Raw genomic sequence first — 24,438 nt, forward strand, 5'->3', positions numbered from 1 at the left:
AAACCTGGCGATTATCCCCGCCGATCCGCTGCAGCCGGGCCTGCAAGGCTTGCGGTTTGCCGCACTTGCCGCTACCGAATTTTGATGGAGAACGGCGGGGATTGCAGTCCGATGCCGGGTTCAAGGTGAAGGACTTGACGTGAGCGGATTAGAAACGGCCATCAGAACAGCGCTCGATAATTCCGATCGCGACAATCCGGAGGTTCGAGCGAGGATCTATCAGTCGGCCCGCCAGGCGCTTGAGGCCGGCCTGCGCAAGCAGGATATCACCGATACCGAGGTCGTTGCCCATCATCGTCATCGCCTGGAAAGCACCATCCACGCCATCGAAAGCGAGGAGCGCGACCGCCTTCACCCGCGCCAGAGGCCGCCTGAGGTGCCGGTGCCACCCGTCGTCGAAATGCCGGCGCCGCCGGTTCATCAAGCGGATGTCGCCGATATCGACAACCATATCGACAGCCCCGTGGCCGCAGGCGAAACCCGCGCTCCCGAGGTGGCCCATAGCCGCGGCGATGATTTCAGCCTCCACAACGTGCGTGCCGGCAGTGCCGACCATCTCGCCGCCGCCCCCGTCGGCGAGGAGCGGCTTGCCCGCGGCGAGCGCGCCGCCGGCATGGATTTCCGCCCGGAGCGGGCGGCAGGCCGCCGCAAGCCGCGCAAGTTCTTTTCCAGGCTTCTCGTCTGGTGCGTGCTGCTCGCCTTCATCGGCATCGGCGCCTGGTGGGCGCATACGTCGGGCCTGTTGCTGACGGCCGCCGAGCGCGACACCAGCGTCGCCAATCCGCCGGCGAGCACCCAGCCGGAGGATTTCACCGGCAATGACGACAGCGCCGGCAATGCCGCCCCTCACACCGACGAGCCGGTGACCATCGATCCGCAGAACAGCTTTTCGGCCGATTGGATCCCCGTCTTCAAGCCCGATGACGCCGACAAGGTCCAGAGCGGCCCGCGGGCGCGAACCGAAAAGATCGCCGAGAATGACGGCCCCGCCGTCCGCCTGATTTCAGAAAGTGGTGCGGCCGACGGCAATATCTCGATCAGCGTTCCCGCCTCGGTGCTGCAACAGCTTGCCGGCAAATCCTCGACGATCGCGCTGACGCTGCAATCGACCACGGACGAGCCGACGCAGGTCACCGTCGAATGCAATTTCCAGTCGCTCGGCAATTGCGCCCGCCATCGCTTCAACGTCACCCGCGAAAAGTCGGATGCGCTGCTGCAGGTGAAGTTCGACCGTTCGCTGGCGCCGAATGCGCCGGGCACGCTGACGATCAACAGCGATCTCGACGGCAAGGCGCGCGGCATCAACCTCTTCGCCATCCGCATCCTGCCGGGGCAATGATCCGGCTCCGCCGAAGCCGGTAGCCCCAGCCTCGGCGAAGCCGATGGCGCCAGCCCCGGTAAAGCTGGTGGTCAGGCTCCGGCTCGCCGCCTACTTCAGGAATCCGGGCCCTGAACCGATGATCTCCTTGTCGACCTCGCCGAGCGCCTTCTCGTCCTTGCCGTCATAATCCATCCTGTTCAGCATGTGGCGGATGAGTTCGAGGCGCGTCCGCCGCTTGTCGTTGGCGCGGATCACCGTCCAGGGCGCGAAATCCGTATGGGTTTCCTTCAGCATCCGGTCGCGCTTTTCGCTGTAGTCGTCCCATTTCGTCAGCGCGGCGATGTCCATCGACGACAGTTTCCAGACTTTCAGCGGATCGTGCCTGCGGTCGTGGAAGCGCTTCAGCTGCATTTCGCGGCCGATATCGAGATAGAATTTGAAGAAGAAGATGCCCTCATGGGCGATGATCTTTTCGAGCTGCGGTGCCTGTTTGAGAAAATCCTCGTATTGCTGCGGCGTGCAGAAGCCCATGACCGGCTCGACGCCGGCGCGGTTGTACCAGGAGCGGTCGAACAGCACGAATTCGCCTGCGGTCGGGAACTGCGCGACATAACGCTGGAAATACCATTGCCCCTGTTCGCGCTCGGTCGGCTTGGTCAGCGCCACGACGCGCGCAAGGCGGGGGTTCATATTCTCCGAGGAGGCCGAGATCGCCCCGCCCTTGCCGGCCGCATCGCGGCCTTCGAACAGCGCCATCACCCGCTTGCCTGATGCCTGCAGCCAGAACTGTACCTTGACGAGTTCTACCTGCAGCTTTTCCAGCTGCTCCACATAGTCTTCTTCCTTCAGCTTCTTCTTGTGAGGAAAATCGCCGGATTCCAGTGCGTGTTCGTCCACCCAGTCCGGCAGGGTGGGATCGTCGACATCGAAGGTGCGTTTCTTTCCGCGGATCTCCAGCTCCACGGCCCTGTTTTCGACGGTCTCGGCCATATGCTCCTCCTTAAGCCCGATCGGTTCTTTCTCGCAGGCGAACATATTTACCGTTGGAAATCAAATCTTTCGCATTCGCCGATATTTTTTCGTGGGTTTCGGCTGCGGCCTTTCGCATCAGAGCGGCAGCCCGAAAACTTCTGTCATGAATTGCCGCTATCAGGCAGAGTTCAATATTAAGAAAAACGAATCGACGCCGCGAGGGCACTTGCAAGACGAAACTCCGTGGAGAAAGAGCCTGTTGGCGCGCATCCGGCGCGAGCGGCCTGTGCTGCTGGCGGCGATCCTCAGCGCGCTTGCCGCGCTTGCCGCCGGCATGAACAAGTGGGTTGTGCTTGGCCTCCTGCTGGTCATGATCGTCACCGCGCTTTTCAATGAGGCGCCCGTCATCAAGGACGAACCCGCCGAGCCGGTGGAGATTGCGCCGGAGGTGCCGCCAAGCCGCCTGCCTGAAGTGTCCGCCACACTCTCCGGCCTCGATATCCCGGTCATGGTGCTGTCGGACGACGCCTCAGTGCTCTTCCAGAACCGGGCGGCCGAAAAGGCCTTCGGCGAGGTGGCGCTCGGCGCCCATATATCGGCCCGCCTGCGCTCGCCCGGCGTGCTCGACATGGTGCGGGAAACCATCGCCACCAATGCGCCGAACCAGATCGAGCATGCCGAGCGGCTGCCCTCCGAGCGCGTCTATATCGTCCGCAGCGCGCCCATCGAATTTTCGGCCGAAGAGGGCGCGCGAGAGCGCTACTTCATCCTTTCCTTCCGCGATATATCAGAGGTCCGCCGCATCGACCGCATGCGGTCGGATTTCGTCGCCAATGCCAGCCATGAGTTGCGCACGCCGCTTGCCTCGCTGCGCGGCTTCATCGAGACCATCCAAGGACCGGCGAAAAACGATCTCAAGGCGCAGGCGCGGTTCCTCGCCATCATGTTCGATCAGACGACGCGCATGAGCAGGCTGGTCGACGACCTGCTGTCGCTGTCGCGGCTGGAGCTGAAATCGCACATCGCGCCGGATGAGAAGATCGATCTGGTGCCGCTGCTCGGCCATGTCAGAGATGCGCTGGTGCCGCTGGCAAGCGATGTCGGCGTCGACATCAACCTGCATCTGCCCGACGGCAAGGTCGAGGTGCTCGGAGACCGCGACGAGCTCGTCCAGGTCTTCGAAAACCTGATGGAAAACGCCTGCAAATACGGCCAGGAGGGCAAGACCGTCGATGTCTGGCTGAAGAACGGCGCCGGCCAGCCGGTCGAGGTCAGCATCGTCGACAAGGGCCCGGGCATTCCGGCCGAGCATGTGCCGCGCCTGACCGAGCGCTTCTATCGCGTCAGCATCGAGGACAGCCGGTCGAAAAAAGGCACCGGCCTCGGCCTTGCCATCGTCAAGCACATCCTCACTCGCCACAGGGCACGGCTGATCGTCAAGTCCGAGGTCGGCAAGGGCACCGATTTTACGGTGCGCTTCTGACGTGTCCTATGCGAGGTCTGCGAGGGGCGGAGAGGTTGCGGGTCCCGTCTCCCCGAGGGGAGAAGAGGGAGTCGAGAGGTAGCGGCACGTGCCCTTCGCCCGTTTGCGGGCGTCCGGCAACCGACAGGCCGCTTATGAAAAATTTTGCAATGCCAGGTCGAGTATGCGGTCCAACTTTGCCGGCCACCGACGTGATTGGCTGAATGCTGTATAATTTATGATTTAATATCAACTACTTAATCTGTCACAAATGTTTCACCGATTTGACATAAAAGGACGAGGCTTACAGCGCTAAGAGAGTCCCGCCGATGAAAAAAGGCACTGCGAGGGCCTCTCGAAAGGCCGCACTCACACAAGCCCAAATGCCGGGAGATTTCTAATGAACACCTTCAAGCTCACCGTTGCCGCGCTCGCTGCAACCGCCGCTTTCGCTGGCGCTGCCGTCGCCCGCGACCAGATTCAGGTTGCTGGTTCGTCCACCGTCCTGCCTTATGCAAAGATCGTTGCCGAGTCCTTCGGCGAAACCTTCACCAACTTCAAGACGCCGGTCGTTGAATCCGGCGGCACGGGCGCTGGTCTGAAGGAATTCTGCAAGGGCGTTGGCGAAGACACCATCGACATTGCCAACGCTTCGCGTCCGATCAACAAGAACGAAGCCGAAGCCTGCAAGGCTGCCGGCGTGACGGACATTCAGGAAGTCAAGATCGGTTATGACGGCATCGTCTTCGCAACCGACGCTTCCAACCCGGATGTCGCCTACGTTCCCGCAGACATCTACAAGGCCCTCGCAGCCCAGGTCGTCGTCGACGGCAAGCTCGTCGCCAACCCCTACAAGAAGTGGTCGGAAGTCAACCCGAAGCTTCCGGCTGTTGATATCGCTGCCTATATCCCGGGCGAAAAGCACGGCACCCGCGAAGTCTTCGAACAGAACGTCCTCGCTGCCGGCTGCAAAGCTTCTGGCGCACTCGACGTGATCGCCAAGGAAATCGCCGACAAGGCCGCTCAGACGAAGGCCTGCGTCGCAGTCCGCAAGGACGGCGCTGCTGTCGACATCGACGGCGACTATCCGGAAACGCTCGCCCGCATCGCCGCCAACAAGACCGGCGTCGGCGTATTCGGCCTGTCCTTCTACGAAAACAATGCTGACAAGCTCAAGGTTGCCAGCATGAGCGGTATCGTTCCCTCCACGGAAACGATCGCCAACGGCACCTACCCGGTTTCCCGCCCGCTGTTCTTCTACGTCAAGAAGGCACATCTCGGCGCCGTTCCGGGTCTGAAGGAATACGTCAACTTCTTCGTATCCGACCAGATGATCGGCCCCGACAGCCCGCTCGTCGAATACGGCCTGGTTGCCGCTCCGGATGCCGAGCGTGACGCGATCCGCAAGGACGTCGAAGCCGGTAAATCCATGTAATGACTTTGCCGGCGCGGCGCTGCAAAGCCCGCGCCGGCATTGCCTTATCCCTTGGCGCGCCGGCGTTTCCGGTGCCGCAGGGTTGAATTCATTCCGCATGATTGGAAGCTGAAGGCAGGCTGATGAGGCTGCCGGGCTTTGGGGGCTACGGGCCTAGGGACGTAACGAATGAGCACATCCATCATACTTTTGTGCCTTGTGGTGATCGGCGCCGCCGCCTATCTGGTCGCGCGCAGCCGGGCCTCAGCACTTGCCGGGGGCCGGTCCTCCGCATTGCATTCACGGCCGGCCTATTACGGCGCCTATGCGGCGATCTGGGCGGTTCTTCCCGCCCTCATCGTGCTTTGCGTCTGGCTCTCGGTCAGCCCGGGCATCATCCAGTCCTCGGTTCGAAGCCACTTCCCTGACGACGTCAAGGCGCAAGCCGGTGTCGAGCAGGATCTCGGCTATTCGATGGTGGCGACGGTCGCCCGCGGCCTGACGATGCTGAGCGCGGATGAAATCGCCGCTGTCGCCGGCGATCCGGCCGCCCTGCAGGCCAAGCTCAGCGAAAAGGGCGTGCCGCTTGCCGGCCAGCCGCTGCCTTACATGCTCGACGCCGCCAAGACGCTCAATGCCAAGAGCATGACGAGCCGCCTTTCCATGACGGCGGTGGTCTTCATTCTCGCCATTGCCGGCGCCTTCTATGCACTGCGCGCCATCGCGCCGCGCTTCCGCGCCCGCAACCGGGTCGAGCGCGTCATGCTCTGGGGCCTGCTGCTCGCCTCGTCGATCGCCATCCTGACGACGATCGGCATCGTATTCTCCATGCTGTCGGAAGCCGCCCGCTTCTTTGCCGCCGTTCCCGCCGCCGACTTCTTCTTCGGCACTGTCTGGGATCCGCGTTTTGCCGGCGCCGGCAGCTCGTCCTTCGGCCAGTTCGGCCTGATCCCGCTGCTGCTCGGCACGCTTTATATTGGCTTGGTCGCCATGCTGGTCGCCGTTCCGGTCGGCCTGTTTGCCGCCATCTACATGGCCGAATACGCCTCGCCGAAACTGCGCGGGGTTGCCAAGCCACTGCTTGAAGTGCTCGCCGGCATTCCGACGATCGTCTACGGCTTCTTTGCGCTCGTCACCGTCGGACCGTTCCTGCGCGATTTCTCCGCTCAGATCAGCGGCCTGCTCTCCGGCAACTACACCAACTTCATTCAGGCGCAGAGCGTTCTGACCGCCGGCATCGTCATGGGCATCATGCTGATCCCCTACGTCTCCTCGCTGTCGGACGACATCATCACCGCCGTGCCGCGGACGCTGCGTGATGGTTCGCTCGGTCTTGGCGCCACACGTTCCGAAACCATCAAGAAAGTGGTCTTGCCCGCGGCTCTTCCCGGCATCGTCGGCGCGCTTCTGATGACCGCCTCGCGCGCCATCGGCGAAACCATGATCGTCGTGCTGGCCGCCGGTGTCGCCGCCCGCATCCAGATCAACCCCTTCGAGCCGATGACGACGGTGACCGTCAAGATCGTCAATCAGCTGACGGGTGACCTCGAGTTTACCTCGCCACAGACGCTGGTTGCCTTTGCCCTTGGCATCACGCTGTTCTGCATCACGCTTTGCCTCAACATTTATGCGCTCTACATCGTGCGCAAATACCGGGAGCAGTACGAATGACGGATATTGTTTCCTCGCAATCAGGCGTCACCGTCTCCAAGGCGCCAGCCCGCCGCGATATCGGCATCAAGCGCCGCTACGCCGCCGAGCGCCGGTTTCAGGCTTACGGCATCGCCGCCATCGCCTTCGGCCTGATCTTCCTGTTCATCCTGCTGTGGACGGTGATCGGCAAGGGCTACACCGCCTTCCAGCAGACGGCGATCACCCTGCCGATCGAATTCACCGAGAAGACGATCGACCCCAGCAACAAGCGTGCGACCGACCCTTCGGCGCTGATCGCCGCCAACTACCCGGTTCTGCTGCGCGATGCGATCGTCAAGCAGCTGAATATCAACGCCTCGAGCAAGCCTGACGTGCGCGATGCAGCCGCCATGCTTTCGAAGGGGGCGCCGATCCAGCTGCGCGACATGGTCGTCGCCGATCCGTCGCTCATCGGCAAGACGGTCAATGTCACCGTGCTCGCCGACGCCAATGTCGACAGCGCCAGCAAGGGCCAGATCGACCTTTCGGTCGATGAGAAGAACCGCAAGGTCAACGACAAGCAGGTTGGCTGGATGAACGAGCTGAAGGCGAGCGGCGCTCTGCATAAGCAGTTCAACACCGGCCTCTTCGTCAACGGCAATTCCAGCCGTCCGGAGGCTGCAGGCCTTGGGGTCGCCCTCATCGGCTCGCTCTACCTGATGCTGATCGTGCTGGTGCTGGCGCTGCCGATCGGCGTTGCCGCCTCGATCTATCTCGAGGAGTTTGCGCCGAAGAACCGGCTGACGGATCTGATCGAGGTCAACATCAACAACCTCGCCGCCGTTCCCTCCATCGTCTATGGTCTGCTCGGCCTTTCCGTCTTCATCAACTTCGTCGGCCTGCCGCGCTCGGCTTCGCTGGTCGGCGGCCTGGTGCTGACGCTGATGACCCTGCCGACGATCATCATCGCGACACGCGCCGCACTGCGCGCCGTGCCGCCGTCGATCCGCGCCGCAGCGCTTGGCCTTGGCGCTTCGAAGATGCAGATGGTGTTCCACCATGTCCTGCCGCTCGCCATGCCCGGCATCCTTACCGGCACGATCATCGGCCTGGCGCACGCGCTCGGCGAAACCGCGCCGCTGCTGCTGATCGGCATGGTCGCCTTCGTCGCCAACGCGCCGACGACACCGCTCGATCCCTCGACGGCCCTGCCGGTGCAGGTCTATATGTGGGCGAACGAGGCCGAACGTGCCTTCGTCGAGCGTACTTCGGGTGCCATCATCGTCCTGCTCCTGTTCCTGATCGTCATGAACATGGGCGCCATCCTCTTGCGTCGTCGCTTCGAGCGCCGCTGGTAAACGGAGTTACAGATCATGAACATGTTGACGGAAGCTGCAGTTGAAAAGGCGCTGGATCAGAAGATGAGCAACGTCCCGTATAAGATGATCGGCCAGGATGTCTCGGTTTACTACGGCGAGAAGCGCGCGCTTTTCGACGTGAACCTGAACATTCGCGAAAACACCGTAACCGCGCTGATCGGCCCGTCGGGCTGCGGCAAGTCGACCTTTCTGCGGAGCCTCAACCGCATGAACGACACGATCGACGGCTGCCGGGTCACAGGCAAGATCACCCTTGATACCGACGATATCTATGATCCGGATATCGACGTCGTCGAACTTCGCGCTCGCGTCGGCATGGTCTTCCAGAAGCCGAACCCGTTCCCGAAGACGATCTACGAAAACGTCTCCTACGGCCCGCGCATCCATGGTCTGGCCAAGTCGAAGGCCGATCTCGACCAGATCGTCGAGACCAGCCTGCAGCGCGCCGGCCTCTGGAACGAGGTCAAGGACCGCGTGCATGAATCCGGCACCGGCCTGTCGGGCGGCCAGCAGCAGCGCCTCTGCATTGCCCGTGCCGTCGCCGTCAGCCCCGAAGTCATTCTGATGGACGAGCCCTGCTCGGCGCTCGACCCGATCGCCACCGCCAAGGTCGAGGAACTGATCCACGAGCTGCGCGAGAACTACACGATCGTCATCGTCACCCACTCCATGCAGCAGGCCGCGCGCGTCTCGCAGCGCACCGCCATGTTCCACCTCGGCAATCTCGTCGAGGAGAACGACACCGACAAGATGTTCACCAATCCCGACGATCCGCGCACCCAGGACTACATCATGGGTCGCTTCGGCTGATTTTGGCGACACCGAGCCTTCCCGTTATTCGAGGATAAAGCCCCATGGCATCGACACATATTTATTCTGCCTATGATGATGATCTGAAGTTTCTGTCCAGGCGGATTTCCGAAATGGGCGGCCTGGCCGAGCAGATGGTCGCCGAATCCGTCCGGGCGCTGGTCAACGGCGATACTGCGCTCGCCCAGAAGGTCATTTCCGACGACGTGATCCTCGATCACGCCGAGCGCGAGATCGGCGACAAGGCGATCGTCACCATCGCCCGCCGCCAGCCGATGGCCGCGGACCTGCGTGAGATCATGGGTTCGATCCGCATCGCCGCCGATCTCGAACGCGTCGGCGACCTTGGCAAGAACACCGCCAAGCGCGTCATCGCCGTGCAGAGCACCGGAGTGCCCCGCAAGCTCGCCCGCGGCCTCGAGCATCTGTCCGAGCTGGCGCTCGTCCAGCTCAAGGAAGTGCTCGACGTCTACACGACACGCGCCGCCGACAAGGCGAGTGCGATCCGCGAGCGCGACAACGAGATCGACGCGATGTACACCTCGCTGTTCCGCGAGCTCCTGACCTACATGATGGAAGATCCGCGCAACATCACCAGCTGCACGCATCTGCTCTTCTGCGCCAAGAACATCGAGCGCATCGGCGACCACGCCACCAACATCGCCGAGACGATCTATTACATGGCAACCGGCGCGCAGCCGGAAGGCGACCGTCCGAAGGACGACAGCGCCAACACCGTCGGCGCGGTCACGGAATAACCGCGCACCAGCCTATTGCGTGCGCGCCCATGTGGGGCGCGCAAAGAGGTCGCAGCCATTTTTCTGATTTTGCGCAGGATGCATTGCTTAAATCACCCCCGGTTTAAGGATCATGCGCGAGGAGACCGACACGCATGATCCCGAGAGTTGCAGTTGTTGAAGACGAAGAAGCCCTGAGCGTGCTTCTTCGCTACAATCTCGAAGCTGAGGGCTTCGAGGTCGATACCATCCTTCGTGGCGACGAGGCCGAAATCAGGCTTCAGGAGCGCACGCCCGACCTTCTCATCCTCGACTGGATGCTGCCCGGCGTCTCCGGCATCGAACTCTGCCGGCGCCTGCGCATGCGGCCGGAAACTGAGCGCCTGCCGATCATCATGCTGACGGCGCGCGGCGAAGAGAGCGAGCGCGTCCGTGGGCTTTCGACGGGGGCCGACGATTACGTCGTCAAGCCCTTCTCGACCCCGGAACTCGTCGCCCGCGTCAAGGCGATGCTGCGCCGTGCCCGCCCCGAGGTGCTGTCGACCGTGCTGAAATGCGGCGATATCGAACTCGACCGCGAAACCCACCGCGTCCACCGCAAGAGCCGCGAAGTCCGCCTCGGCCCGACCGAATTCCGCCTGCTGGAATTCCTGATGTCGTCGCCCGGACGGGTCTTCTCCCGCTCGCAGCTGCTCGACGGCGTCTGGGGCCACGACATCTATGTCGACGAACGCACCGTCGACGTCCATGTCGGCCGCCTGCGCAAGGCGCTGAACTTCTCCAACATGCAGGACGTCATCCGCACCGTCCGCGGCGCGGGCTATTCGATGGAAGCCTGAGGGGTTTCTGACAAAGTCGAGCAAGCTCCGCCCCTCACCCTAACCGACCGGGGTCGAGCCACACGTCTCGACCCGTCCTTCGGACCCCCGTAAACGAGGCGAGGGTACGTGCCCTGCTAGCGACCAGCGAGGGACGGAGAGGTTGCGGCATATCCCCTTCGCCCCGCGCGCGGGGAGAAGGTGCCGGCAGGCGGATGAGGGGCAGCCACACCCAACACACTCACACAAAAAAACGGGCCTTGCAGCCCGTTTTCGCATGTCGACAATGTCTTACCCGCTCAGCTTGCCCGGGCTGCCGCCCGGCGGCGTTCGTTGACCGGCTGGTAGGCGAGTTTCTGGTGATAGCCGCAATAGGGCGAATTGTCGGGGGATTCGCAGCCGCAGAAATGGAAGTCGTCCTTCAGCGGATCGCCGACCGGCCACTTGCAGGTGCGTTCGGTCAGTTCCGTCAGGCCGAGGCGGCGCGAGATCGGCACGACCACGTTGCCCTTCGGCACGTATTCCATTTCCTCGACCGTTTCGATCTCGATCTCTTCCTTCAGCATCGTCGCGCCCTGCTGGCGGGTAACGGTGCGGGTGGTGATCCGAGAGGCGAAGTTCGGCGCGCGCGGCGCCGATGTCGTGCGTTTCGGCGTGCGCGCCGTGGCGGCCGTGCCGCCGGCCTTGGCGCGGCCGGGAAGGCTCAGCCGGTGAACCTTGCCGATCACAGCGTTTCTGCTGACACCGCCAAGTTGCGCCGCGATCTGGCTGGCGCTCAGTCCTTCGGCCCAGAGCTTCTTGAGTTTCTCGACCCGCTCGTCTGTCCAGTTCATGCCCTGTCTCCACCTTTTGCGTTGGTGATGGCAGAATCCCTCACCGTTGTCCCGGAAGCCTCCGAAACAAGAAACGCTTGATCAATTTTGGTGACTAGTTCCGCCGCATGCAGTCTAGTAATTGAACTTTAACCTAGTGTGAGCCTGACTCCGTGACAAGAGTCGCATGAATCCGGATGAATCGAATTCGGAGTTTTCCCCAACTTGCTGCCGCTGCGTGGCATTTCTGCAATATTGCCTGTTGAAGGTCGAAAACACCGCTGTACAAGCTTGCTGCATGCGCTAAGGGCGCAGTTTTGTTGACATTGCAGCGCGAAAAGGAAATAGTACCGCTGGCCGCCGCAAGGCGGCATTTTTGATTTTTCAGGCCTGGTTTTCTTAGCCGGAGTCCTGTGTTTGACAACGCTGATCGGGAGACCCGCGCCATGGCTGAAGCCGCGCCGCTTTATGACACCTATTCTCGTGCCCCGCTGCGGTTCGAGCGAGGCGAGGGCGTATGGCTGATCACCGAAGGCGGCGAGCGATATCTCGATTTCGGCGCCGGCGTCGCCGTCACCTCGGTCGGCCATAGCAACCCGCATGTAGTTGGCGCGCTGAAGGAACAGGCCGACAAGGTCTGGCACCTCTCCAATATCTATGAGATCCCCGGCCAGGAGCGCCTGGCCAAGCGGCTGACGGAGGCGACTTTCGCCGACAAGGTGTTCTTCACCAATTCGGGCGCCGAGGCGCTCGAATGCGCGATCAAGACGGCGCGCCGCTACCAGTTTTCCAAGGGTCATCCCGAACGCTTCCATATCATCACCTTCGAAGGCGCCTTCCATGGCCGGACGCTGGCGACCATCGCCGCCGGCGGCCAGGAGAAATATCTCGAAGGTTTCGGCCCCAAGGCGCCGGGCTTCGATCAGGTGGCCTTTGGCGACATCGACGCGGTGCGTGCCGCCATCACCGACGCGACGGCGGCAATCCTCATCGAGCCGGTGCAGGGCGAGGGCGGCGTGCGCCCGGCCACGCCTGAGTTCATGAAGGCGCTGCGCCAGATCTGCGACGAAAACGGCCTGCTGCTGATCCTCGACGAGGTTCAGACCGGCGTCGGCCGCACCGGCAAGCTTTTTGCCCATGAATGGTCGGGCATCACGCCGGATATCATGGCTGTCGCCAAGGGCATCGGCGGCGGTTTCCCGCTCGGCGCCTGCCTTGCCACGTCTGAGGCCGCCTCCGGCATGAAGGCCGGCACGCACGGCTCGACCTATGGCGGCAATCCGCTCGCCATGGCCGTCGGCAGTGCCGTGCTCGACATCATCCTCGCCGATGGCTTCCTCCAGCAGGTCCGCGACGTAGCGCTCGTCTTCCGTCAGGGACTGGCTTCGCTGAAGGACCGCTATCCCGATGTGATCGAGGATATCAGAGGCGAGGGGCTGCTGCTCGGCGTCAAGGCGGCCGTTCCTTCAGCCGAACTGCTGCAGGCGATCCGCGCCGCGCATCTGCTTGGCGTGCCCGCCGGCGACAACGTCATCCGCCTTCTTCCGCCCCTCGTCGTCACCGCCGAGGAAGCCCGCGAGGGCCTTGCCCGCATCGAGCGCGCCGCCGAGAGCATCCGCGCCTCCAAGGTCAAGAAGACGGCTTGAAAGGATTGCGCCCGCGGGCGCACGACAGGTAAGAACATGGCTCCTAAACATTTCCTCGACCTTTCGGCGGTCACCTCAGCCGACCTCAGAACCATCATGAACGATGCGCTCGCCCGCAAACAGGCCTTCAAGGCCGGCAAGGGCGACAAGCCGCTCGCCGGCAAGATGCTGGCGATGATCTTCGAAAAGCCGTCGACCCGCACCCGCGTCTCCTTCGATGTCGGCATGCGCCAGCTCGGCGGCGAAACGCTGTTCCTGTCCGGCACCGAGATGCAGCTCGGCCGCGCCGAGACGATCGGCGACACCGCCAAGGTGCTGTCGCGTTATGTCGATGCGATCATGATCCGCACCACCGAGCATTCCAGGCTGAAGGAGCTTGCCGAACATGCGACCGTGCCGGTGATCAATGCGCTGACGGATGACACCCATCCCTGCCAGATCATGGCCGATATCATGACCTTCGAAGAGCATCGCGGCCCGATCAAGGGCAAGACCATCGCCTGGACCGGCGACGGCAACAATGTGCTGCATTCGCTGGTCGAAGGGGCGGCGCGCTTCGGCTATCGCATGAACATGGCCGTGCCCCTTGGCTCGGAGCCCAAGGATCACTATCTGAACTGGGCCCGCAATGAGGGCGCCGAAATCATGCTCTGCCATGATGCCGACCGTGCGGTCGACGGCGTCGATTGCGTGGTGACCGATACCTGGGTCTCCATGAATCAGGAACATCGGGCCCGGGGTCACAACGTCTTCCAGCCTTATCAGGTCAACGCGGCCTTGATGGCCAAGGCCGGCAGCGATGCATTGTTCATGCATTGCCTACCTGCGCATCGCGGCGAGGAAGTGACGGACGAGGTGATCGACGGCCCGCAATCCGTGGTCTTCGATGAGGCGGAAAACCGTCTTCATGCGCAGAAGTCGATTCTTGCTTGGTGCCTGGGCGCGATCTGAACCATAATCGGACGCCGCGTGTGAAAACGCGCGGCCGCGCGAGCGAAGGGCACACTGTCCTTTCGCTTGAAAACTAGGAGTGAATCCATGGCAGAAGCTGCAGCCGCCCTCGGCCAGTTCGATTTCGCCGGCGATGACCATGTCGTCCCTTTCCAGGTGGAGGGTCTGGATGTGCGCGGCCGCGCCGTCCAGCTCGGCCCGATGCTCGACGCGATCCTCGAGCGCCATCATTACCCCGCACCCGTTGCCCGGCTGCTTGCCGAAGTCGTGGTGCTGACGGTGCTGCTCGGCACCTCGCTGAAATTCGACGGCAAGTTCACCGTGCAGACCAAGGGCGATGGCCCGGTCGATCTTCTCGTCGCCGATTTTTCGACGCCGGAAAATGTGCGTGCCTATGCCCGTTTCGATCAGGCGCTGCTCAATAAGGCGATCGCCGCAGGCGAAACCGAGCCCGAGCAGCTGCTCGGCCGGGGCGTGCTTGCCTTCACCATCGATCAGGGCAAGTTCGGCCAGCCCTACCAGGGCATCGTCGAACTCGACGGCACCTCGCTTGAGGACATCGCCGGCGTCTATTTCCGCCAATCTGAGCAGATCCCGACGCGCGTGCGGCTGGCCGCCGCCGAACTCTTCGACCGCGACGATGCCGGCAAACCGCGCCATCGCTGGCGGGCAGGCGGCCTTGTCGCCCAGTTCCTGCCTGAGGCGCCGGAGCGCATGCGCCAGCCCGATCTCCACGGCGGCGACGGCGACACCGGCGGCCGCCCGCATGGCGAGGACGACGCCTGGACCGAAGCCCGGTCGCTTGTGGAGACCATCGACGCCGATGAATTGACCGACCCGCTGGTTGGCACCGAGCGGCTGCTGTTTCGCCTGTTCCACGAGCGCGGCGTCCGCGTCTACGAACCGCGGGCGGTCTTCGACCGCTGCAGCTGTTCGCGCGACAAGATCAAGGGCGTGCTGAAAGGCTTCACCGCCGAGGAGATCGAGGCCAGCCAGGAAGATGGCGAAATCGCAGTCACCTGCGAATTCTGCTCGACCACCTACCGCTTCGAGCCGGCCGAACTTCAGCCGGCCGAATAGGCTGGGTTGAGCAGGCACAGAACAAATACAAAAGATTAGCGATGATGCAGCACGGTGACTCGACTTTTGGTAGTCACTGTGCACCTATTATCTCAGCTGGTTCTTTGGGGATGGGGCCTCAATGCGTCTTTTGTATTTTGTACTCGCATGCATCGCTGCGGCACCGGGAATTGCCTTGGCTGACGAGACCATCAAATGGAAAGAGGTCGGCGGCTGGAGCGTGGCTCTCGACCCGACCTTAGGCAATGGCTGCTTCGTGTTGACGTCCTTTGATGACGGCACCATTTTCCGTCTTGGCTTCAATTACACAAAGAAGGAAAGCCCTTTTTACATTCTGCTCGGAAATTCAAACTGGAAATCCTTGGAAAGCGGCAAGCAATATCCCGTCGAACTCTCTTTGGACCGCTCGAAATGGACGGCCCAGGCGACCGGTCTGGATATTGATGGCCTCAAATCATTATGGATCGATTTCAAGGATGCCGGTTTGGTTGAGGAGTTCGCGCGTAAACTGAGTTTTCGCGCCAGCTTTAACGGAAAAGAGATCGTCGCCCTCAGTTTGAAAAATTCCGTGAAGGCAACGGATGAGCTGCTCGCCTGCCAAAAGGCGGTCAACGCTGCCGTTGCGCAAAAGCCAGCGCCACCACAATCAAAAGACCCGTTCGAAGCCAATCCGGGTACCCAGGCCTCGGATCCGTTTGACCTTTAGTCGATTGTTGACTGGTCAAGCCCGAGGATCCACGGCCGGGGGTATTGCATCCACGCGCAGTACTTGCCGCATGGGTCCTCGGGTCAAGCCCGAGGACGACGGAGGGTAGGGAGAAACGAGCGGCAAGAGGCGGGACGTCTCGGAATTCCAGCAAAATGCGCAAACGATTTTGCGCGAAAAGCATGTAGAGCACTCCCCCTTCCAACAAAACCGCTGCACACTTTTGATGAATTTGCTTTCGGCCTCTCGCCTCTTGCCGGTCGTTCTCCCCACCCTCCGTCATCCCAGGGCTTGACCCGAGGATCCATGCGGCAAGCACGGCGTTCGTGTTCGCACTGACGAAGCGCTAATTAAGCACGCGCAGCAGCCCCGGTGAATCCAGCGAGAAGGCGGGGATGTCGACATCGAACATCTCGCCTTCATCCGTTTCCATCTGGTAATGGCCGAACATCAGGCCGGAGGGCGTGTCGAGCGGGCAGCCGGAGGAATATTCGTAGGTGTCGCCGGGGCTGAGCCGCGGCTGTTCGCCGACGACGCCGGGGCCGGTCACCTCGTCCACCTGTCCGTTCTGGTCGGTGATATTCCAGTAGCGGTTGACCAGGCGAACGGCGATGGCGGAATTGTTGCTGATGACAATCCGGTAACCCCAGACATAGCGATCGTCTTCCGGATCGGATTGCTCCTCCAGATAGAATGGTTCGACGACGACTTCGATATCTTTTGTGAGGGCGCGATACATGCCTTGCACCTTAGTCAAGATATGTTACCCGTATCTTATAAGAGGCGCTGTCCGTCAAGAAACGGAACGTTGATCGTGACTAAAACGGTCCTGATCCAAGCTGTTTCGATCGTTAAGCCTAATTGACAGTGTTAATTTCACTTCCGAACGCCGGCGCCGCCGAACTTGTTCCCCGGCCGGACCGCAGTGAGGTCCGGCCTATACCAACGTGGCGTGCCGAACCCCGGAGGGGTCCGGCTGCCATGGGTGCGATCAGGCCGAGACCTTGGCAAGCGCCTTGGCGAAATCCTCGATCAGGTCGTCGGTATCCTCGATGCCGGCCGAAAGGCGGACCGTGCCCGGGGAGATGCCGAGTTCGGCGCGCGCCTCTTCCGTCAGGTTCTTGTGCGTCGTCGTTGCCGGATGGGTGATCAGGCTCTTGCTGTCGCCGAGATTGTTGGAAATCTTGACGATATCGAGCGCGTTCTGCAGCGCGAAGGCCGCCTCCTTGCCGCCCTTCAATTCGAAGGCGACGAGGGTCGAGCCGCCGGTCATCTGCTTGGCGATGATGTCGGCCTGCGGATGGTCCTTGCGGCCGGGGTAGATTACCTTGGCGACCTTGCTCTGCTCGGCGAGGAAATCGGCGATCTTCGCCGCATTCCCGGTCTGCTGCTTGACGCGCAGCGGCAGCGTCTCGATGCCCTTCAGCAGCGTCCAGGCATTGAACGGCGACATGGCCGGGCCGGTGTGGCGGAAATAGTCGTGCAGGTTCTCGTCGATCCAGTCCTTGTCTGATAGTACGACGCCGCCGAGGCAGCGGCCCTGGCCGTCGATATGCTTGGTGGCGGAATAGACGACGATATGGGCGCCGAGTTCCAGCGGCTTCTGGAAGAGTGGCGTCGCAAAGACGTTGTCGACGACGACCTTGGCGCCGATCTGGTTGGCGAGCTTGGCGACGCCTGCGATATCGACCACCTCGAGCGTCGGGTTGGTCGGGCTTTCCAGGAAGAACACCTTGGTGTTCGGCCGGATTGCCTTTTCCCAGTTGGCAAGATCCCGGCCGTCGACCAGCGTGCACTCGACGCCATATTTCGGCGCCAATGTTTCCACCACCCAGCGGCAGGAGCCGAAAAGGGCGCGTGCGGCGACGATGTGATCTCCGGCTTTGACCTGGCAGAGGATGGCCGCGCCGACCGCCGCCATGCCGGACGCGGTGGCGCGGGCGTCTTCGGCGCCTTCGAGCATGCACATGCGCTTTTCGAACATGTCGTTGGTCGGGCTGCCGTAGCGGGCGTAGATGTAACCGTCAGTCTCGCCCTTGAAGCGGGCTTCGGCCGCTTCCGACGTCTCGTAGACGAAGCCCTGCGTGAGATAGATTGCCTCGGATGTTTCGCCATATTGCGAACGCAAGGTTCCGCCGTGGACGAGTTGGGTTGCCGGGCGCCAGGTCTTGCTCATGCCATCACCTTCACATAACAAAAAAACCGGCCGCAAAAGCAGACCGGTTTCAACCCGGTCTTTTTAGCCACTTGTTTAACGTGGCTGCAAGCCGACCGGCCAAATCACCACGGGATAATTCTGCAATACTGCTGTTAGCTGCTTGCGTCAATTCCCCGTATTTGGTTTTGTCGGCGGCAAATGATGGATGGGGCATGATGGCTCGTGAAACGGGAATTCTGGCGGACCGCGCGATCTCGGCGCTGTTCGAAACGGGGCGGCTGATCTCCGAGCGCGAGCTGGACCGCGACCAGATCCAGCCGGCAAGCCTTGATCTGCGCTTGGGCGCCAAGGCTTTTCGCGTGCGCGCCAGCTTCATGCCCGGCCCCTCGCATCTGGTGTCGGACAAGCTCGACCGGCTAAGCCTGCATGTGATCGACCTTTCCGAAGGCGCGGTGCTCGAAACCGGCTGCGTCTATATCGTGCCGCTGATGGAGAGCTTGGCGCTGCCGGCCGACATGTCGGCCTCGGCCAATCCGAAGAGCTCGACCGGCCGACTGGACATTTTCACCCGCGTCATCACCGATTACGCCCAGGAATTCGACAAGATCCCAGCAGGCTATGCCGGCCCGCTCTATCTCGAAATCAGCCCGCGCACGTTCCCGATCGTCGTGCGCCGCGGCTCGCGCCTGTCGCAGATCCGCTTCCGCGTCGGCCAGGCCCTGCTCGGCGAGCCGGAACTGTTGAAGCTGCATGAAAGCGAAACGCTGGTCGCCAGCAAGCAGCCGAACGTATCGGGCGGCGGCATCGCGCTGTCGATCGACCTCGCCGGAGATGAAGACGGGCTGATCGGCTATCGCGGCAAGCACCACACCGCCGTCGTCGATGTCGATAAGAAAGCTCAGCACGATATCTTCGACTTCTGGGAACCGCTCTATAGCCGCGGCCGCAACGAACTGATCCTCGATCCCGATGAGTTCTATATCCTCGTCTCGCGCGAGGCCGTGCATGTGCCGCCCGATTATGCCGCCGAAATGACCCCCTTCGACCCATTGGTCGGCGAATTCCGCGTCCATTACGCCGGCTTCTTCGATCCGGGCTTCGGCCACGCACCGGCCGGCGGCCGCGGCAGCCGCGCCGTGCTCGAAGTGCGCAGCCACGAAGTGCCCTTCATCCTCGAAGACGGCCAGATCGTCGGCCGCCTCGTCTACGAACACATGCAGGAAAAACCGACCAGCCTCTACGGCTCCGGCCTCGGCTCCAACTACCAGGCCCAGGGCCTCAAACTCTCGAAGCATTTTCGCATCTGAGGGCTGCGCAAGAGCATGATGCCGAAAAGTGTGAGCGGTTTTCGGGCGACATCATGCTCTAACTCTTTAATCTAGGGGCGACTTGACAGCGGCCCCATCTGTTGGAAATCTCGCATCATCGCGGGTGTAGCTCAATGGTAGAGCAGCAGCTTCCCAAGCTGAATACGAGGGTTCGATTCCCTTCACCCGCTCCAACTGCTTCAATAACTTAAGTATGTCTGGCTTTCATTCGTGCGATTCGATGCTAGATGTTCAACCTCGGCGATTTTACTAGTTGTTTCAAGTCCATCGCCGCGGCTGTACTTTTTTTGTCGTCCCCACTGTCGTATAAGTAGCGAGATTGCTCGTCACGACACCTGCAGCCTGCCTCCATTGAACACTGCGGCTCGGATTGTGTCAGAAAAAGGAAGCTACCTAGAGCTTTTCGTTCGGCCTTCTTGACGATGTGCCTGAACAAGCTTCTCCCCGCCAGTCAATTCTTGAAGACGTCGATTTTCAGAAGGAAGCCTCATCAGGATTGATGTCACGCATCAGCTTAGTGAGAGGATTCCAGAAAGAATAGCTCCAGTCCTGTCCGGTAGCTTGCACTTGCTCATGGGGTATCATTCCCGAAGTGCCGTTGCCAGAATCGTAGCTATAGACAAGTATCTCGGTGCCGGCAAAATTCACCATCATTGGCGCGATCAAGGTTCGTTCGAAAAGGACATTATTCTGTAGGACCGATACCACGCTTCCGGGGGAGTAGATGAGAAATTCGCCTTCCGCCGGGACCAACTGTTCGGCCGGCCCCGGCGAACCGATTTCAAGGCCACTCACCCACGTTCCCAGTTTCGTGGCGATCTCGGGTGATACCGCAGCGTGATCACCGGCAAGCTCCGCTGCCTTGACCAGCCTATCGATGTACCCGGCAAGCTCGTTGTAGAGTGGTTCTGTCAGGCGAAGGCCGCCATAAATGCTGTCGTAAATCACGATTGTATCCGCGGCGCGGGATGGCGTGCCATTCTTGTAGATCGCGATGTGGGTCGATGCGGAATCTACGTCGTTAGGAGACACGCTCTTTTCGCGTTTCAGCAAATCGGTAAGGGTTTCGGCTACAAGCGCGCGATTGCGAGCCTGTTCGCCGCTTCCGGAAAACCATGGCTCATCGATCTTGATTACGATACCAGTGGTACGGAAATCTCGCTGTTTACGCGACATGGCGGGATTTTTCTGACGCAGATCTTTGTAAAGATAGGTGTTCTTCCCTATCCGATACCCTTCGACCGACTCATTAACCTGGAGAAATACCTCGGCCACGAGGCTCGATCCGTTGCTCATAATACGTCCGGAAACGACGTCGTCTATGCCGATCCCGATATTCACGGTCTTCCTGAGCATAGGCTTGGTTGGCGGCGACTTCTTCGCGTCGTCCACCCGTATTGACCGATCAAACGAGGTGCTTCTCCATTCCAGGATATGGAGCGAGTTCCTGAAATGATAGTACGTAGCTCCCGGATAGGCTTCCCGGATAGCTTGGTTGAGCGCGATGCTTCCAATTTCCTCGGTGGGTCCTGATTTTCGGCGGATGGAGTAGTTCGCTTCGCCTACCTGCCGAAGAGGGTAATTGAGATGCGGAGAGTCGGCACCCAGCTGGGCCACAAAATCATATTCCTTCGAGCGGCGCACGCCTGGCTTGGCGAGCTTGAATATCTCCTGGAAACTTGCGGGCCAGATGACCCCTGGCGGCGGCTGGCTGGTCTCGGCGCCGAGATTTTCGCTCTCCTCAAGCAGACATCGCGCTTGTGCAAACTGGATAAATCGGTTGTCCAGATAGAGGTGGGATGGCTCAACCGAACCGGCATAATAGTCCTCAAACGTTGACCCAAGGCTTGTGAAGGCATGCCTGGGAGCGATCAAACCAAAGATGCCGGGGCCCGCGCGACCAACCCGACCTAATCGTTGCCTGAAAGCCTTACGGGACTGCGGCACGCCCATGTTGAGACCGACGGAAAAGCCCGCGATGTCGATGCCGAGCTCAAGCGCGGAGGTGGACACAACTCCCTTTAGTTTCCCGACCCTGAGACTTTTCTCAATATGCTCTCGGTCTCGCGCTTCGTAGCCACTGCGGTAGGGGAGTACCTGGTCGTCATCAATCGCGTTAGCCACACGTTCAACGCCCTGGCGAGAGTCGTGGAACGCTATGAATGAACCGCTATCTGTTTGCTTGGATATTCGCTGGCAGATGTCAGCGAGCACGCTTTCGCTCGCCCCTCCCGGTGCTGGACCTTCGATATGTAGAAGAGTACGGCCATGAGACGGAGACCCATCGTCCGCCTCTCCAACCGTCACGAACGGCCAACCCGTTAGAGCCTCCAGGTGACTGGAAGGATCAAGGATGGTCGCGGTGGCGGCGATGATCTGCAAACGTTTATTGATGTTCTTGTCCTTGCAAGCCCTCCGACGCGCTGTAAGCAGCCTTCGAACGAGATATGCGACGTTGCTTCCGAAAACGGACTCGTAGGCGTGCGCCTCATCCAAAACTAGATAGCGGATCGCGCACAGGAGATCGCGGACTGACGGCGAGGAGACCTGCCTCATAAGCCAAGCATGGATGGCATCCGGCGTTGCTAGGATAATCTTCGCGGACTTGACCGCTTCCGAGCGATCGTCCGTCTGCACGTGTCCATGTATTTCGGCGATTGTGTTGGGTGGCAATGAAAGCTCATCCGCCATTTGCCTCCAGCGGTTTGCCTGATCCGACAGAAGGGCCTTGAGAGGGTATAGGACGATCGTCTTGCCACCCTTGGTCATCAGTTCGTGAAAAGCGGCCACCTGGAATATCAAGGATTTTCCTGAAGCCGTGCCTGTCGCGATAGCGATGTTTTCGCCTTCTGCAATTTGTTCTAACGCAAGGCTCTGGTGAGACCACAAGGTTTTGGAAGAGCCGGACCTCTTCTCCAGCCACTGCCGCATTGGACCGCTTAAGTAGACGTCGGGCACTGCTGCTCGCCGTTCGTTTCGGGCAGGGATCGTGATCGTTTCAACGATCGAAAGATCTCCATCGGAGATCAGATCGAGGAAGGCGGCATGAACGTTTGTCACTTTGTTTTTCCCCAAGAGGATGGTTTAGCGTTGGTCGAGGCTTTGGACGGTCCAATCGTGGTTTTCTTGAGCTGCCGCTCAAACGCGGAGCCTTGATCTCGAAGTCGAGATAGCTGTGCGGAAAGAGCTTCGATTTGATTGGCATCGATTCTCATGATCACGGCGGTGCCATTCCAAGCGAACGGTGAAATCATTTCATCGTCGTTCGTTTTCGTGAGCATTTTCGCGCCGCTGATCAGGAAGAAGGCACCCCCGACTGCGCTCAGGTTGGCAGTCATGAACAGCCCATATCCACTGTTGGCCCATTCATCGTGCCGCTTCGATTTTTTCCAGGCCTTAGAGGAAACTCCAGGCAAGATGCTGTTCCGTAGTGCGACTTCGTCGTCTGAGATAAATAGGTTCGGATTCTCCTGCAGGGACCTAGCGAGACCTATTCCGTGGTCGGCCACAACCAGCTCGACCACCCCCGTGCCCGGCCAATATTGCGCTGCGAAAACGTATTCGTGCGCCTGACTGTGCTCGACGACGTTTCTCAAGATTTCGCGGATTGAATAGGCCAGTGTATCTTGCAGGTCTCCAGTATCTGCCCGAGTCAAAAGCGTCGCCAGTTGTTCGGCCTCGTCATGCAAGACATCACCCACCTGGACCGACCGCGCCATTGCGAGGCGGCGTACATCTTCGGTCTTCCGAACCGAGATAGGGGCGTAGGTTTCACTGCCCGGCGCTGCGTCGGGTTTCTGTCCAAAAGTGACGCCAAAGTACTCAAAGAAGCCAACGTGAGCGGCATAGCCAAGGTGCTTGAAGTTGATTGCCTTACCACGAACCCCCGGAAAGGACTTCCGAAACTGGATAAGGAGACCGCCCACGAGGACACACCAAGCCGGCGTCACGAAACGTACTCCTCCAAAATCGACAACCAGTTCGTCGCTCGTCTCGTATCGCTTCAAATCATAGGAAAATTTGGCGATCTGTTGAGGGTCACCGCTTTCGGGAGCATATATTTTCACTTAGAATCCTCTACTTGGGCGATATATTTGTAGCGCGAGACGATTAATTATAGGTTGCATTTTCTAAGCCGTTAATTGCTTAGGCTTGTTGTCCGCGCAATAGGAAATCGAACTGTCGGCATTTCGAGGATATCTGTGGACGTTGCGGCCGATAAATGTGCACGAATGGGAGACGTAGTCTCGACAAAGAGGTACAAATACCGAAATGCCCCCAGTGTATGTTGCGTTCCTCCGGGGCTACCCTTCCTCTAAAATCATACTGCGAGTGAGCTTCACCGATCGGGAAATGATATCGGGATCTCAAGTGGTCACCGTAAAATGTAATAGGTCGTGAGTAATGTAATAGGCTTGCGCAATGTAAGTCTCCACTAGGCTATGCCGGCGGCGATAGTATTCGCCCACCCGATTTCAGTGTTGCCAAAAAACCAATGCTAAAGCGAAACGATCCGCACCGATCGCATCGGGTTGCGACGCATCACACGGCGCTCGGCCGTCGGGCATTGCGGCTCAATCTTCCGACTGTGGCGCAGGCGCAACCGCCTTCGGAATCGATATTGACCGGCTTCGCCGCCGGTTACCGGCTAGGACCTAATCCCCAAAAAACCGGATCGGCTTGTACCGCCGATGCGCGATGATCAGGCTGCGATCGGGCTGAATGATGTAGGTTTCTTCAACCTGCTGGCCGTACTGGTCGATGAAATCATGCGGGAAGGCGGAGCCAACAGGTGATTTGGTCAGCTTGCTGCGTGGCTGGCCGTTGTAGGTGATGCTTCCCGGGATCGGCTCCAGGCCGGGGCCGCTATAGGTTACGGTGCTGCACCCGGTGAGAATGAGGGTGCCGATCAGGCCGATGAGTGCAGGTTTCATATCAATCCCTTCCGGTGCGCCGAACGATGCGATCTTACTCCCGATCGGATGACGCTCGCCAGATGAAACGGCATATCCGCCTTCAATCCTTCGAGAAACCCTGCTTGGGACGCCGTGATCGGTTCCGGGCTATTCCATTGCCGAAGTGGGCGCCGTCTGCTAGATCGGCAGCGTCGAAAAAGGCAGGATCGGTTGAGGTAAGCCCGATCCCTTCCGTCAAGGCGTCATCAGCGCTCTCAAGAAGCTCTGCTCCGTAGCCTATGGCACGAGAACCCGCG

Annotated in this window: 20 protein-coding genes, 1 tRNA gene and 1 riboswitch; of the genes, 14 read left to right on the forward strand and 7 right to left on the reverse strand. The window is 60.5% G+C overall.

The annotated features are described in order from the left end of the window. Positions 1-139 precede the first annotated feature (139 nt). Positions 140-1,339 (forward strand): hypothetical protein, encoded by a 1,200-nt coding sequence (locus CO657_RS00835; RefSeq protein WP_012556496.1) that lies wholly within the window; start codon positions 140-142, stop codon positions 1,337-1,339. A gap of 90 nt (positions 1,340-1,429) precedes the next feature. Here CO657_RS00835 and ppk2 read toward each other — a convergent pair whose 3' ends face one another. Continuing rightward, on the reverse strand, positions 1,430-2,311 hold the full coding sequence (ppk2, locus tag CO657_RS00840) for a polyphosphate kinase 2 (protein ID WP_012556497.1): 882 nt from the start codon (positions 2,309-2,311) through the stop codon (positions 1,430-1,432). Positions 2,312-2,552: 241 nt separating this feature from the next. Between ppk2 and phoR the strand changes: the two genes are divergently transcribed. The 7 genes from phoR to phoB all read left to right on the forward strand — a co-directional run bounded on the left by phoR (position 2,553) and on the right by phoB (position 10,566). Further along, complete coding sequence (phoR, locus tag CO657_RS00845; protein WP_012556498.1) at positions 2,553-3,776, forward strand: phosphate regulon sensor histidine kinase PhoR; 1,224 nt, start codon at positions 2,553-2,555, stop codon at positions 3,774-3,776. A gap of 379 nt (positions 3,777-4,155) precedes the next feature. Continuing rightward, complete coding sequence (locus CO657_RS00850; RefSeq protein ID WP_012556499.1) at positions 4,156-5,190, forward strand: substrate-binding domain-containing protein; 1,035 nt, start codon at positions 4,156-4,158, stop codon at positions 5,188-5,190. A gap of 168 nt (positions 5,191-5,358) precedes the next feature. Continuing rightward, a complete protein-coding gene (pstC, locus tag CO657_RS00855; RefSeq protein ID WP_054181961.1) occupies positions 5,359-6,840 on the forward strand; it encodes a phosphate ABC transporter permease subunit PstC in 1,482 nt (493 codons plus the stop codon). Continuing rightward, entirely contained in the window at positions 6,837-8,159 is a 1,323-nt protein-coding gene (gene pstA, locus CO657_RS00860) for a phosphate ABC transporter permease PstA (protein WP_054181960.1), read from the forward strand. Before pstC ends, pstA begins: the two co-directional genes overlap by 4 nt. A gap of 15 nt (positions 8,160-8,174) precedes the next feature. Next, the gene (pstB, locus tag CO657_RS00865) at positions 8,175-8,990 is read left to right on the forward strand and encodes a phosphate ABC transporter ATP-binding protein PstB (RefSeq protein WP_003588779.1); all 816 of its coding nucleotides are present in this window, start codon (positions 8,175-8,177) and stop codon (positions 8,988-8,990) included. A 44-nt stretch (positions 8,991-9,034) separates the two neighbouring features. Then, entirely contained in the window at positions 9,035-9,748 is a 714-nt protein-coding gene (gene phoU / locus CO657_RS00870; protein ID WP_003570614.1) for a phosphate signaling complex protein PhoU, read from the forward strand. A 134-nt stretch (positions 9,749-9,882) separates the two neighbouring features. Beyond that, entirely contained in the window at positions 9,883-10,566 is a 684-nt protein-coding gene (gene phoB / locus CO657_RS00875) for a phosphate regulon transcriptional regulator PhoB (protein WP_003570612.1), read from the forward strand. A 278-nt stretch (positions 10,567-10,844) separates the two neighbouring features. On the opposite strand, the gene CO657_RS00880 is transcribed toward phoB, so the two are convergent. Continuing rightward, the gene (locus CO657_RS00880; RefSeq protein WP_003588775.1) at positions 10,845-11,378 is read right to left on the reverse strand and encodes a GcrA family cell cycle regulator; all 534 of its coding nucleotides are present in this window, start codon (positions 11,376-11,378) and stop codon (positions 10,845-10,847) included. A 425-nt stretch (positions 11,379-11,803) separates the two neighbouring features. On the opposite strand from CO657_RS00880, the gene CO657_RS00885 reads away from it, so the two are divergent. The 4 genes from CO657_RS00885 to CO657_RS00900 all read left to right on the forward strand — a co-directional run bounded on the left by CO657_RS00885 (position 11,804) and on the right by CO657_RS00900 (position 15,740). Further along, positions 11,804-13,003 (forward strand): aspartate aminotransferase family protein, encoded by a 1,200-nt coding sequence (locus CO657_RS00885; RefSeq protein WP_054181959.1) that lies wholly within the window; start codon positions 11,804-11,806, stop codon positions 13,001-13,003. Between the two features lie 36 nt (positions 13,004-13,039). After that, positions 13,040-13,954 (forward strand): ornithine carbamoyltransferase, encoded by a 915-nt coding sequence (argF, locus tag CO657_RS00890; RefSeq protein ID WP_003588772.1) that lies wholly within the window; start codon positions 13,040-13,042, stop codon positions 13,952-13,954. A gap of 87 nt (positions 13,955-14,041) precedes the next feature. Beyond that, the gene (locus CO657_RS00895; protein WP_054181958.1) at positions 14,042-15,034 is read left to right on the forward strand and encodes an Hsp33 family molecular chaperone; all 993 of its coding nucleotides are present in this window, start codon (positions 14,042-14,044) and stop codon (positions 15,032-15,034) included. Positions 15,035-15,155: 121 nt separating this feature from the next. Next, the gene (locus CO657_RS00900; RefSeq protein WP_003588770.1) at positions 15,156-15,740 is read left to right on the forward strand and encodes a hypothetical protein; all 585 of its coding nucleotides are present in this window, start codon (positions 15,156-15,158) and stop codon (positions 15,738-15,740) included. Positions 15,741-16,086: 346 nt separating this feature from the next. Here the strand turns inward: CO657_RS00900 and apaG are convergent, their stop codons facing one another. Continuing rightward, positions 16,087-16,479, reverse strand: a complete 393-nt coding sequence (apaG, locus tag CO657_RS00905; RefSeq protein WP_003588769.1) for a Co2+/Mg2+ efflux protein ApaG — start codon at positions 16,477-16,479, stop codon at positions 16,087-16,089. 252 nt (positions 16,480-16,731) lie between these two features. After that, entirely contained in the window at positions 16,732-17,916 is a 1,185-nt protein-coding gene (locus CO657_RS00910; RefSeq protein WP_054181957.1) for an O-succinylhomoserine sulfhydrylase, read from the reverse strand. A gap of 42 nt (positions 17,917-17,958) precedes the next feature. Further along, positions 17,959-18,037, reverse strand: a riboswitch (SAM riboswitch). A gap of 73 nt (positions 18,038-18,110) precedes the next feature. Between CO657_RS00910 and CO657_RS00915 the strand changes: the two genes are divergently transcribed. Beyond that, the gene (locus CO657_RS00915) at positions 18,111-19,205 is read left to right on the forward strand and encodes a 2'-deoxycytidine 5'-triphosphate deaminase (protein ID WP_054181956.1); all 1,095 of its coding nucleotides are present in this window, start codon (positions 18,111-18,113) and stop codon (positions 19,203-19,205) included. 120 nt (positions 19,206-19,325) lie between these two features. Further along, a tRNA-Gly gene (locus CO657_RS00920) sits at positions 19,326-19,399 on the forward strand. A 301-nt stretch (positions 19,400-19,700) separates the two neighbouring features. Here the strand turns inward: CO657_RS00920 and CO657_RS00925 are convergent. From CO657_RS00925 to CO657_RS00935, 3 genes are all read right to left on the reverse strand, one after another. Continuing rightward, on the reverse strand, positions 19,701-22,286 hold the full coding sequence (locus CO657_RS00925) for a DEAD/DEAH box helicase (RefSeq protein WP_054181954.1): 2,586 nt from the start codon (positions 22,284-22,286) through the stop codon (positions 19,701-19,703). Beyond that, positions 22,283-23,293 carry an ATP-binding protein gene (locus tag CO657_RS00930; protein ID WP_054181953.1) on the reverse strand — a complete coding sequence of 337 codons (1,011 nt, stop codon included), beginning with the start codon at positions 23,291-23,293 and terminating at the stop codon, positions 22,283-22,285. Before CO657_RS00930 ends, CO657_RS00925 begins: the two co-directional genes overlap by 4 nt. A 588-nt stretch (positions 23,294-23,881) precedes the next feature. After that, a complete protein-coding gene (locus CO657_RS00935; protein WP_054181952.1) occupies positions 23,882-24,160 on the reverse strand; it encodes a hypothetical protein in 279 nt (92 codons plus the stop codon). Between the last annotated feature and the right edge of the window lie 278 nt (positions 24,161-24,438).

It is taken from the genome of Rhizobium acidisoli (genome assembly GCF_002531755.2).
Classification (GTDB): domain Bacteria; phylum Pseudomonadota; class Alphaproteobacteria; order Rhizobiales; family Rhizobiaceae; genus Rhizobium; species Rhizobium acidisoli.